Genomic DNA, 11,688 nt, shown 5'->3' with positions numbered 1-11,688 from the left:
AAGAAAAAAGACGAGGATTCCATGCGTAAAAGTCGGCCCGATATCTCCCAGGCACGCTCCGCGCGTTGCATGCTCATGCCGCTGGCATGGTCGGTATTGATACTAGGCTGCGGGTTCGCCACCCAGGCGTCGGCCCAGACGGCGCCGCCGGCGACAGCAATCGCGCCGGCCGCTGCAGCCGCTGCGCCGGACATGCCCTCGGCCGCCACGCTGATGCCCGGCGCGTCGGCGCCACCTGCCGCGCCAGCAGGGGCCAATATTCCAGCACCGCCCGCGGCGCCGCCCGGCCTGAGTGCGGACACTTCCGACACGGGGCCCGTCACCACCGTGAACTATTCGCTGCGCCGCCTGGGCGCTCAATACCCCCTCAACCTGCGTGGCGTGGACGGCAGCGACTCGCTGCCTTTGGGCGTACGCGACGACCAGGTCGTCACCGGAGCGCAGTTGAACCTGCGCTATGCCTATTCGCCGGCTTTGTTGCCCGATCTGTCGCACATCAATGTGCTGATCAACGACCAGGTGGCGACTTCCATCGCCGTGCCCAAGGATACGGGAGGCACCAGCCTGCAACGCACGATCCCGCTGCCGCCGTACCTGTTCACCTCGCACAGCGTGCTGCGCCTGCAATTGATCGGCCACTACACAATGCAGTGCGAAGACCCGTTGCACTCCAGCCTGTGGGCCAATATCAGCAATCTGAGCACGCTGGCTCTCTCCACCCAGCCGCTGAAATTATCCAACGACCTGGCTCACCTGCCCGAGCCTTTCTTCGATTCTCACGACATACGCCGGCTGCATCTGCCTTTCGTATTCGAAGGCAATCCCGATTCGGCCGCGCTGGAGGCTGCCGGGGACGTCTCGTCCTGGTTCGGCGCGCTGGCGGGCCGTCGCGGCGCTGAGTTTCCGGCTTCGGTGTCCACGGTACCCGCCCAGGGCAACGCGGTCGTGATCGTCGAGGGCGCTGCGCAGGCCGGCCTGGCGCCGTCGCCGCTGCAAGGTCCGACGCTGGCGGTGGTGACCAACCCGAACGATCCCTACGGTAAGCTGCTGCTGGTGATGGGCCGCGACGGCAAGGAACTCAAGCAGGCGGCCAACGCGCTGGTTACGGGCAACCAGACCCTATCGGGCCCGAGCGCGGTCATTACGCAGTTGGCCGACCTGGCGCCGCGCAAGCCTTATGACGCGCCTCGTTGGCTACGCACAGACCGGCCGGTGTCTTTCGGCGAGCTGATCGACGCCAATAAATTGAATGTGACGGGCTTCAGCCCCGACCTCATCCGCATCAATCTGCGCGTGCCTCCCGACCTGTTCGGCTGGCACGAACCCAAGGTACCGATCGATCTGCGCTACCGCTACACACCGCAGCCTTATAGCCTCAGCTCCTCGCTGCTGTTCAGCGTCAATGACCAGTTCATGAAGTCGATGCCGCTACTTTCGCTGCAACGCCTCGAAGGCAGCGACAAGCTGAGCGCCAAGGTCCTGCCCGACAGCAGCCTGCCGGAGCGGGCAACGCTGCAAGTGCCGCTGGAACTGCTCAAATCGCGCAGCCAGCTTCAGTTCCGCTATATGTACGACTACATCAAGCAGGGCGAGTGCAGGGACATCATCATCGATAACGTGCGCGGCTGGATTGATCCGAAATCAACCATCGACCTGACGCATTACCCACACTACATCGCCATGCCTGACTTGGCCGTCTTTGCCCAGGCCGGCTACCCGTTCACGCGCTTGGCCGATTTATCCGAGACGGACGTATTGCTGGGCCGCAATGCCGGCCCTCAGGAATACAGCGCCTACCTGGCCGTAATGGGCCACATGGGTGACTCCACCGGCTATCCGGCAACCGGAGTCACGGTGCTGCTGGGCCAGCGGCTTGATGCCGTACCGTCCAACAAGGACATCCTGGTGATCGCGTCCGGCTCCGACCAAGCCTGGCTCAAGGGCTGGGCGCAGAACATGCCCGCCACTTACGATCATAGTGCACGCTTCTCCATCTCGGACCTGCCGCACCGCGTGCTGGGCTGGTTTCATTCGGATCCACGCCAGGATACCGAACCCAGCCGTCTGTCTCTGGCCTATACCAGTCCTGGCGTGAGTGCCGTGCTGGCCGGTTTCGAGTCGCCCACGGGCAAGAACCGCAGCGTGGTAATGCTGGCCAGCAACCAGCCCGATGGACTGAAGGACGCCGTGTCGGCCTTGTTGGGCGGCCGGGATTACGAGAACCAGCACATCCAGGGCAGCCTGGTCTCCATCCGTGGCAAGACTGTCGATTCGCTGGTGGGCGAGCACACGTATTACGTCGGGCGGCTCGACCTGGTCCGTCGTGTCGACTGGTGGCTTTCGACATGGGGATTGTCGCTGGCTCTGGTGCTGCGGATACTGGGTATCATCCTGCTGGCCTTGATCGTGATTGCTCTCTTGTCGGCCTACCGGCGCCATCATCTGCGACGGCAGGCCGAGGCCGAAGCCCAAGCCCGCGCGCGGCAGCAGCAGCTAGTGAAGCAGCAAGCGGCGAAGCAACAGGCCGAACAACGCTTGTGACGAGCATTTGGGAGTCCCTATGTTTGTAAGCCGCCGTCAGGCCTGGGCCCTGGGATTGCTGGCCGCATCAGTCAGCCATTCCGGATGGGCGCAGGACGATGCGACCAACACGCTGCTCAAGCAGGGCCACTATTGGCAGTCCAAGGGCAAGGACGACCTGGCCGCGCAGACTTGGTCCAAGTTGCTGCTGACCGAACCCAATCAGCCAGATGCGCTCTTTGGCATGGGTTCTATCGCCGTCGACAAGCACCAGATATCGCAGGCGAACGGTTACTTGGCCAAGCTGCGCGCGGTCGCGCCGAACAGCCGTCTTGTACTCCTGCTGGATCAGGACGTACGCCTGGCCGTGGAGCCGGGCAAGTCCTTGCTGGCCAAGGCGCGCCGAATGGCGCAGGACGCCAGCAACAAGAACGATCCGGCCGACCTGAACGCGGCGATTGCGGTATACAACCGCGCCCTGGGCGGCAGGGCGCCGCAGGGCAATCTGGCGGTGGAGTACTACACTTATCTTGGCTATTCCAAAGGCGGCACGAGCCAGGCTATCGAAGGCCTGCAACGCCTTAATGCCGAGCGGCCGAACGACCCTGCCATCATGCTGCCGCTGGCTCAGCACATGGTACGCGACGAGAAGCAGCGCGCGGCCGGTATCAGCCTGCTGGAAAAACTTTCAACCCGCCCCGACATCGGCGGGGCGGCCACCGAAGCCTGGCGGTCCGTGCTGACGTGGATAGGGCCGCCTACCGCGCAGCAGAAACCTTGGTTCGAGGCCTATCTCAAACAACATCCGGACGACGATGCCATACGCCATCAGATGATGGAGCCACGGCCGGCCGTGGCGTTGACCGGCGGCCACGCCGGGCCAACCATGGACCCGCGGCTGACACGAGGTTTCGCGGCGCTCAAGGGTGGTGACCTCAACACGGCCGAGCAGAATTTCACCGACGTGCTGCACGACAATCCCGGCAACCCTGATGCGCTGGGCGGCCTGGGCCTGGTGCGTATGCAGCAGAACAATCTCGCGCAGGCCCAGACGCTACTCGCGCGCGCCGTGTCGCGCCCGAATGCGGGTCCCAATTGGGCCCATGCCTTGAACTCCGCGAACTACTGGGCCCTGGTAAATCAGGCCAATGGATTGCAAGATGCGGGCGACTACGGCCGGGCGCGTCAACTGCTGGACAAGGCGGTGCGGCTGGATTCGCGTGAACCGGGCGCTCGCAATGCCATGGGCCGGCTTTACGCGGCGCAGGGTGACCTGACCAACGCCGAAAAAATATACCGCGGCGTATTAGCTACGAATCCGAACAACCGCGAGGCCGTCAACGGCCTGGTCAGCGTCATGGCACAGAGCGGCCGCGCCGATCAGGCCATGCAGTGGGTCAATCGGATGACGCCCGAACAACAGGCCAGCATCGGCGGCATGGACCGCCTGCGGGCCGCCGTCGCCGCCGGCCGGGCCAAGGCCGCCGAGCAGCGCGGCGACCTGGCCGGCGCCCGCCTGGCGCTGAACCAGGCGCAACGTGAAGACCCCAGCAACCCCTGGATACGCCTAGACCTGGCACGCTTCGATCTGAAGAACGGCAGGCGGGACAAGGCACAGTCGCTCGTCGACGGTATGTTGGCCTCTAACCCGGACGATCCGGATGTCCTCTATGCCAGCGCGCTCTTCGCGATGCAGATGGGCGATTGGGCCAAGGCCCAGGATACGCTGGCACGGGTTCCCGCGTCGGCGCGCACGCCGGCCATGGTGGCCACTGGACAGCAAGTGGCCTTCCAGATCCAGGTGGCCAAAGCGGACAAAATGGCTCTCGACGGGAATACGCAGGACGCACGGGCCTTGTTGACCACGCTCGAACCCGCGGCGGGACACAACCCGGCGATGCTGGGCAGCCTTGCCCAGGCCTATGTCGACGCGGGAGATACCGAGCACGGCTTCAGCTTGCTGCGCACGCAGATGGCCAACGGCCTGCAAGGCAGCCGTCCCGACGTGTTGCTGCCTTACGCGGGCCTGCTGCTCAAGACCGGCCACGACGCCCAGGCGGCGAGCGTGATACACCAGCTTCAGGGCCGGACCCTGACGGCAGACGAACGCAGCCAGCTGAACGATCTGAACTACCTCTACATCGTACGGCAGGCCGATGCGCAGCGCCAACGCGGCGATCTGGCGGGCGCCTACGACACGCTGGCGCCAGTCCTGGCCAAACGGCCCAACGATAGCCTGGCCACGGCCGCACTGGCGCGCATGTACGCCGCCGACGGCAAGTACGACAAGGCGCTGTCCCTCTACCAGCAGGCCTTGAAGAACGACCCCGGCAATCCGGGCTTGCAACTGGGCGTGGCGCTGGCGGCAACGCAGGCCGACAACTACGGGGCAGCGGATACGGCGCTGAATCAGGCCATTTCCCAGGCGCCGGGCGATCCCGACATACTGGCCGGCGCCGCGCGTATCTACGCCATGCAGGGCAAGACCGGCCAGGCGCAGTCGCTGCTGGAATCGGCCATCGCGGCCAAGGAAAAGCGCTTAGGGCAGTCGGGACAACCGGATGCGATAGCAGATGGCGGCGGCATCGCCGTGGGGAGCAATCCTTTTGCAGACTCCCGCGGCGCTCAGTCTCAAGCCAGCGCCAATCCTTTTGCCAGTCAGCGCGTAGCATCGGGGATGGCTTCCGCGAACAGCGGCCCGCCTGTCGTGGCGTCGGCGGCGCCTTACGGCCGCTCGTCCTTGCGTTCGTCTTCCCATCCGTCCGTGCCGGGCACGCCCATCGACACGCAAGCGTCGCAGGACAAGGTCACGATAACGGGACCGGACGATCCGTCATCGCTGGATTCCATGCGCAGGGAGTTGAGCGACATCCGCGCGCAGAACTCGCCCGAAATCCGGGGGGGCCTGTTCGTCTCGTCGAACAACGGTGCCAACGGCACCAGCCAGTTGACCGACATACAGGAACCCCTGGAAGGCCTGATTCCGGTGGGCAACGGCAAGCTGTCCCTGCGCGTGACACCGGTTCAGCTCGAGAGCGGCACACCAGGCTCCGACGTCTACAGCAGCAGCCAGTTCGGCAGCGGCCCGATCGCCTTGCGCCAGGGGCTGGGTCCGGTGGGTTCGCAGAGCGCCCATGGATTCGGCCTGGCGGTGGGCTACGAAGCCAAGAACTGGATGGCCGACATCGGCACCACCCCGCTGGGTTTCCAGGTGACCAATATCGTCGGCGGCGTCAAGCTCAAGGGTGCCATCAATCCGAGCCAGGGCAGTTGGTATAGCGTGGACCTATCGCGCCGGGCCGTGACCGACAGCATTACCTCTTTTGCCGGTTCACGCGATCCGCGTACCGGATTGACCTGGGGCGGCGTCACGGCGACAGGAGTGCGCGGTTCGTTCGGCGTGGACAATCAGGATTACGGTATCTACGGCTACGGATCGGTGAAGTACCTGAACGGCAAGAATGTCGCGTCCAACACCGCCGCTGAAATCGGGGTTGGCGCCTACAAGTACCTGCAGCGTACCGACAACCGCATGCTGTCCGTCGGAGTGAACCTGGGCGGGATGTTCTACAACAAGAACGAAAACGCCTTTACCTACGGCAACGGCGGCTACTTCAGCCCGCAGCAGTTCTACTCGCTGAGCGTGCCGGTGACCTGGGCGGAGCGTTCGGGTCTCTGGAGCTACAAGCTGCAAGGCGCCTTGGGCCTGCAACACTACAACCAGAGCAGCTCGCCGTACTACCCGACCAATAGCGCCATGCAACTCGCGGCCGTTTCGGCCGCCAGCGCTCTGGGTTTGGCCGACGGCGCGGTCCATCCCTCGCAGTCCTCGACCGGCGTAGGCTACAACCTATCTGCCGCGGCGGAGTACCGCTTCAGCAACCATCTGACCATGGGCGCAATGGCAGGACTGAATAACGCATCGGGCTACCGGCAGTGGGCGGCGGGCCTGTACCTGCGCTACAGCTTCTATCCGCAGACGCAGGCCATGGACCTTCCGGTCATGTCGTACCAGTCCCCCTACAGCAACAACCAATAAACGCTATTTTCAGGAACAATAGAGTCATGCTTGCTTCCATTCTCGCTGGCCTGAGCATCCTCATCGTCGGCGACAGTCAATTAGGCGTAGGGGAACCAGGCTATCTCTCCGATACCTTGCAAGACCGTCTGATCTCCGATGGCGCCCAGGTAAGCTCTTATGGCGTCTGCGGCAGCATACCGGGCGACTGGGTGAGTTCCGTGCCCGGCACGTGCGGCGGAGTCGTGCGCAACGGCAAGGCGCCAGGGGCCGCGCAGCGCGAGGCCAGGACCAAGCCCGTCGATCAACTGATCGCCGCCAGCAAGGCCAATCTGGTCGTCATCGTCATGGGCGACACCATAGGGGGATATGGCAAGGACGATTTCCCCAAGGTCTGGGCCTGGCAGCAGGTAACGGCCCTCACCAAGGATCTGGCTGCGAACAAGACGGCCTGTGTTTGGGTGGGCCCCAACTGGGGCACCGAGGGCGGCAAATACCACAAGACGTTCTCACGTGTGAAGCTGCTCTCGTCTTTCCTGGCGGCCAACGTCGCGCCTTGCCAATACATCGATTCGCTCACGTTTTCCAAGCCCGGCCAATGGGCCACGGTAGATGGCCAGCACTTGACGGTCACGGGCTACAAGTACTGGGGCGCCGACATCGAGCAGGCACTCGTCAAACTTCCCATGGTTCAGCAGCTTGTCCAACACGCTAAGCATTGACGCCGCGCACGGCCATACAACCCATCATTCGGAGTCTCCATGCCCGTAGCTTCCGCCTTGTTGGGGCTTTCTCTACTGGTCGTAGGCGAGAGCCATCTATCTTTGTCCCAATATCTGCGCGAGCCGCTCCAGAAGGATCTGCTGGCCGCGGGTGCCGCGCACGTCCACTCGATCGGCGCTTGCGGCGCCCCCCCGGGAGACTGGATCAAGACCACGTCGGTCGTCTGTGGCGCCGACCAGGTCGACCGCCGTCCGGCCGTGGTGCTGGGGACCGAGGCCCATACCACGCCCATCGCCCAGTTGATCCAGGCCGACAGGCCCAACCTGCTGGTCATCGTCGAGGGCGATACCATGGGCTCCTATGACAAGGCCGCCTTTCCCAAGGCCTGGGCCTGGCAGCAGGTTACCAGCCTGACCAAGGCCGTCGCTGCCACACATACGGCCTGTGTCTGGGTGGGGCCGGGGTGGGGCAACAACGGGGGGCAATTCGCCAAGAGCGACGATCGGGTCAGGGAATTGAACGCATTTCTGGCGGATAACGTCGCGCCTTGCGCCTACATCGATTCCACGAAATTCGCCAAACCCGGACAGTGGCAGACGCGGGACGGAGAACACTACCTGATGTCGGGCTATGCCTCTTGGGCCAAGGACATCGTTGCCGCCCTGCAAGCCTCACCTGTCGTTCTCAACTTGAAAAAACAATGAAAAAAATCCTGTCCAGCCTCCTCCTGTCCGCGATACTGCCGACTACGGCGTTGGCGGCCGATATTGCGCTGTACCCAACCGGCCCCGCGGAGGATTCATCCTTCGTCCGTTTCGTCAACGGCGGTTCGCAGCCGGTGGAGGTGACCGCGCAGGGGTCGAACGCGCGCCTGACGCTGGATGCCGCCAAGCCGGCCTCCGACTTCCTGCCCATCGCCGCGGGCAAACCCATCGCGGGCACGATGACGCGCGGCCAGGCGAGCCAGAAGAAGGTCTCCGCCACGGCGCAGCCCGGCGAGTTCATCAGCCTGATCGCGCTGGATGACGCCAACAAAGGGCTGGACATCGTGACGGTGCGCGAGAAGCCGGACGACTTCAACGCGCTCAAGGCCTCGGTGGCGCTCTACAATCTCGACGCCCATTGCGCCACTCCCGCCTTGAAGGTTGCGGGGCGCGACATCGTGCTGCTGGACCAGGTACCCGAAGGGCAAAGCAAGCGGCGCCAGATCAATCCGGTCGCCTTGAGCGTGCAGTTGAACTGCGGCGGCCGGCCCGTCGGCCAGCCGCTGAATCTGGGCACGCTCGTGGCCGGCCAACGGTATACGGTATTTCTCGTTCCGGCAGGACAGAGCTCGCGGATCTTCTATGCGACCGATACGGTGGCGCACTAAGCGCCGGGCCCCGGGGGCAAGGCGCGGCGCGTCAGCGGCAGGCAGGAACGGGAATCGGCACCAGGGCACCGTTGGCGGGGTAGCCGCGCTGGTAGATGTAGTCGGTAAAGGCCTGGGCCGGGTCGACGAAAGTCCAGCCGTCGGCTTCGAACATCGACAAAATATCGGGCAGCAGGGCCGCGTTCAGCCCATTGGTGTGCAGCAACAGCACATGCACTGGGCTGCGGCCCAGCTGCCGGCGCCAGTATGCCGCCTGCTTGTCGGCTTCCTGCTTCAGGCGTTCGAGGAGAGCCTTGCGATAGGGCGCGATGTCCAGGGCGGGGTTGCGCTTGAGCGCGGCCAGGTAGCGTTCGCTGTAATTCCAATCGTCGATGGCGATGGTGACCGGCGCTTCGCCGTAGCCATGCTGGGCCAGCAATTGGAGCAGCTGATTGCGGCGTTCGGGCGTGTTGCCTTCATTGAGATAGGGAAAGCGCAGGCGCGGGCACCAGCCGGGCATCTTGCCCAGCAATGCCTGCTCATGCATCACGTCCTGCATAAAGTCTTCGGGCGACTCGGTGTCGAGAAAGCCTTGATGGCTGTAGGTATGGTTGCCAATGGCGTGGCCAGCCTGGCCCCAGGCGCGCACCAGCGCCAGCCCTCCAGGGCTGTCCACCACGACGCCGGCCGGGAAGAACATGGCACGCACGTGGTGCTTGGCCAGCGCATCGAGTATGGTGGCGTTCCACCGAACCGCGCGCGGTTCGACGCGCGGATCGAGTCCGTCGTCGAACGTGATCGCCATGCTTTGCGCCCAGGCCGTCCAGGGCAACAGGCAGAGCAGCAACACCACCAATACGCGGCGGCCCAGCGCAGCAGCCTGCATGTGCGAAAGCGTCGAAAGAATCTGCATGTCGGCTGCTCGGAAAGGCGCGGGTAGGGAATCCGGACATTTTAATTCAGGAGAGGGGCCATGATTGCTTCAGTTCTCGCCGGCCTGAGCATACTCATGATAGGCGACAGCCATTTGAGTTCTCCCGGCTATCTCATCGACTCGCTGCAGGATCGCTTGATCGCGGACGGCGCGCAAGTGCATACCTTGGGGGTATGCGGCAGCAATCCGGGCGACTGGGTGAGTTCCGTGCCGGGCACCTGCGGCGGCGCCAAGCGCAGCGGCAAGGCGCCGCTGATCAAGCTCTCCAACGCCAAGACCGTGCCGGTCGATCAGTTGATCGCCGCCGACAAAGCCAACCTCGTCGTCATCGTACTGGGCGACACAATAAGTGGCTATGGCAAGGACGATTTCCCCAAGGCCTGGGCCTGGCAGCAGGTCACGGCCCTGACCCGCAACCTGGCTGCGCACAAGACCGCCTGCGTCTGGGTGGGGCCGGCCTGGGGATCCGAGGGCGGCAAGTACGGCAAAACCTATGCCCGGGTGAAATATCTCTCGTCATTCCTGGCGGCCAATGTCGCGCCCTGCAGCTATGTCGATTCGCTGACGTTTTCCAAGCCCGGCCAATGGGTGACGATCGATGGGGTGCATCTGACGCCGCTGGGCTACAAGTACTGGGGCGCGGACATCGCGCAGGCCATCGTGAAGCTTTCCGCCGTCCGGCAGCTCGTTCAAACAAGCGCGAAGAAGAAATAAGCCGAGAGTCTGTACATGGTCTTTGCGTCCCTTGAATTCCTGACGCTGTTCCTGCCAGTCTTCCTGGCGATCTACGTCCTGTCGCCAGCACGCTGGCGCAATGGCGTATTGCTTTTTTGCAGCTGGTTTTTCTACGGCTGGTGGAGCCCGGTCTTCCTGCTGCTTTTCATCGCCCTGACCTTTTGGGGCTGGCTGGGCGGAATGGTTATCGACAAGGCGCCCAGCCGGCGCGCGCGGGGCTGCTGGTTGGCGTTCTTCATCATCGTCAATGTCCTGACTCTGTGCTGGTACAAGTACGCCAACATCGTGGTCGACAGCCTGGACAGCGTGCTGGCGCTGGGCCACGCGGGACCCATCGCCTGGCAGCGCGTCGTGCTGCCCATCGGGCTGTCCTTCATCGTGCTGCAATCCATCTCCTACCTGATCGACGTGCAGCGCGGCACCGTGCAGGCCGACCACAGCGTCATCCGCTACGGGGCGTACCAGGGCATGTTCGTGCACCTGATCGCCGGGCCTATCATTCGCTATGCCTGGGTCAAGCGCGAGCTGGTTTCGCGCACGGTAGGCTGGGACGGTTTCACCGCCGGCGCGCGGCGGCTGATGGTGGGCATGAGCATGAAAGTGCTGGTGGCCGATACGCTCTCGCCCATCGTCGACGCCATTTTCTCCTTGCACTCGCCCACGCTGGCCGATGCTTGGCTAGGCTGCGGCTTCTACACGCTGCAGCTTTTTTTCGACTTCGCGGGCTATAGCGCCATGGCCATAGGCCTGGGCCAAATGCTGGGCTTCCGATTTCCCGAGAACTTCAACCACCCCTACCTGGCCAGTAGCATCCAGGACTTCTGGCGCCGCTGGCACATCTCCTTGTCGAGCTGGATACGCGACTACCTGTACATACCAATGGGCGGCAACCGCCATGGCGAATGGCGGGCTTACCGCAATGTGCTGCTGACCATGGCCATCGCCGGTCTTTGGCACGGCGGCGACAGCTGGAACTTCCTGCTCTGGGGCATCGCACATGGCGTGGCACTGATGGTGGCGCGTCTGTGGCGCAATTTCGGCATGCCGGCTGTGCCATCGTGGCTATCGCATGTGTTGACGCTGGTTTTCGTCATGCTGGCCTGGACGCTTTTCCGCGCGGTGGGCTTTCACGCGGCCATGGCCATGTACCGCGGTCAATTCGGCTTGAACGGCATAGGCCTGAGCGATGGAATACACGTGCTGCTGCGGCCGTTGCATGCTCTGGCTGCCGGCCTGGGCATCGTTTGCGTGCTGCTGCCGTTGTGGCAACAGCGCTGGGAGAGCCTGCCCGACACGGCGCTGCGCCGGCTGTGGCAGGCTGCGTGGCCGCTGGCGGGTTTCCTGCTGTCGTTCGGGCTGATCGCCGCGCGCGGTTCGGTGCCTTTCCTCTACTTCCAATTCTGACGC

8 protein-coding genes are annotated in these 11,688 nt (G+C 63.9%); 7 read left to right on the top strand and 1 reads right to left on the bottom strand.

From position 1 onward, the window contains the following. Nucleotides 1-21: 21 nt before the first annotated feature. From bcsB to H143_RS0108300, 5 genes are read left to right on the top strand one after another with little or no spacing between them, the layout of a single operon-like run. Nucleotides 22-2,541: a cellulose biosynthesis cyclic di-GMP-binding regulatory protein BcsB gene (gene bcsB / locus H143_RS20260; RefSeq protein WP_231378478.1), complete on the top strand. Its 2,520-nt coding sequence runs from the start codon at nucleotides 22-24 to the stop codon at nucleotides 2,539-2,541. A gap of 19 nt (nucleotides 2,542-2,560) precedes the next feature. Then, nucleotides 2,561-6,559, top strand: coding sequence for a cellulose biosynthesis protein BcsC (locus H143_RS0108315; RefSeq protein ID WP_019937774.1), 3,999 nt, complete (start codon nucleotides 2,561-2,563; stop codon nucleotides 6,557-6,559). 26 nt (nucleotides 6,560-6,585) lie between these two features. Then, on the top strand, nucleotides 6,586-7,260 hold the full coding sequence (locus H143_RS0108310; protein WP_019937773.1) for an SGNH/GDSL hydrolase family protein: 675 nt from the start codon (nucleotides 6,586-6,588) through the stop codon (nucleotides 7,258-7,260). Nucleotides 7,261-7,299: 39 nt separating this feature from the next. Next, the gene (locus tag H143_RS0108305) at nucleotides 7,300-7,965 is read left to right on the top strand and encodes a hypothetical protein (RefSeq protein WP_033365427.1); all 666 of its coding nucleotides are present in this window, start codon (nucleotides 7,300-7,302) and stop codon (nucleotides 7,963-7,965) included. After that, nucleotides 7,962-8,633, top strand: a complete 672-nt coding sequence (locus H143_RS0108300; RefSeq protein ID WP_019937771.1) for an alginate O-acetyltransferase AlgF — start codon at nucleotides 7,962-7,964, stop codon at nucleotides 8,631-8,633. The genes H143_RS0108305 and H143_RS0108300 overlap by 4 nt, the downstream gene beginning before the upstream one ends. A gap of 31 nt (nucleotides 8,634-8,664) precedes the next feature. Here the strand turns inward: H143_RS0108300 and H143_RS20255 are convergent, their stop codons facing one another. Beyond that, nucleotides 8,665-9,525, bottom strand: a complete 861-nt coding sequence (locus tag H143_RS20255) for a polysaccharide deacetylase family protein (protein ID WP_019937770.1) — start codon at nucleotides 9,523-9,525, stop codon at nucleotides 8,665-8,667. Nucleotides 9,526-9,585: 60 nt separating this feature from the next. On the opposite strand from H143_RS20255, the gene H143_RS0108290 reads away from it, so the two are divergent. Both H143_RS0108290 and H143_RS0108285 read left to right on the top strand, forming a co-directional pair. Continuing rightward, on the top strand, nucleotides 9,586-10,260 hold the full coding sequence (locus tag H143_RS0108290) for an SGNH/GDSL hydrolase family protein (RefSeq protein ID WP_019937769.1): 675 nt from the start codon (nucleotides 9,586-9,588) through the stop codon (nucleotides 10,258-10,260). Nucleotides 10,261-10,275: 15 nt separating this feature from the next. After that, a complete protein-coding gene (locus H143_RS0108285) occupies nucleotides 10,276-11,685 on the top strand; it encodes an MBOAT family protein (RefSeq protein WP_019937768.1) in 1,410 nt (469 codons plus the stop codon). Nucleotides 11,686-11,688 lie beyond the last annotated feature (3 nt).

The sequence above is a fragment of the Bordetella sp. FB-8 genome (assembly GCF_000382185.1).
GTDB lineage: Bacteria > Pseudomonadota > Gammaproteobacteria > Burkholderiales > Burkholderiaceae_B > Bordetella.
Note: the sequence above shows the minus strand (reverse complement) of the source record. Positions and strands in the feature narration are given on the sequence as shown.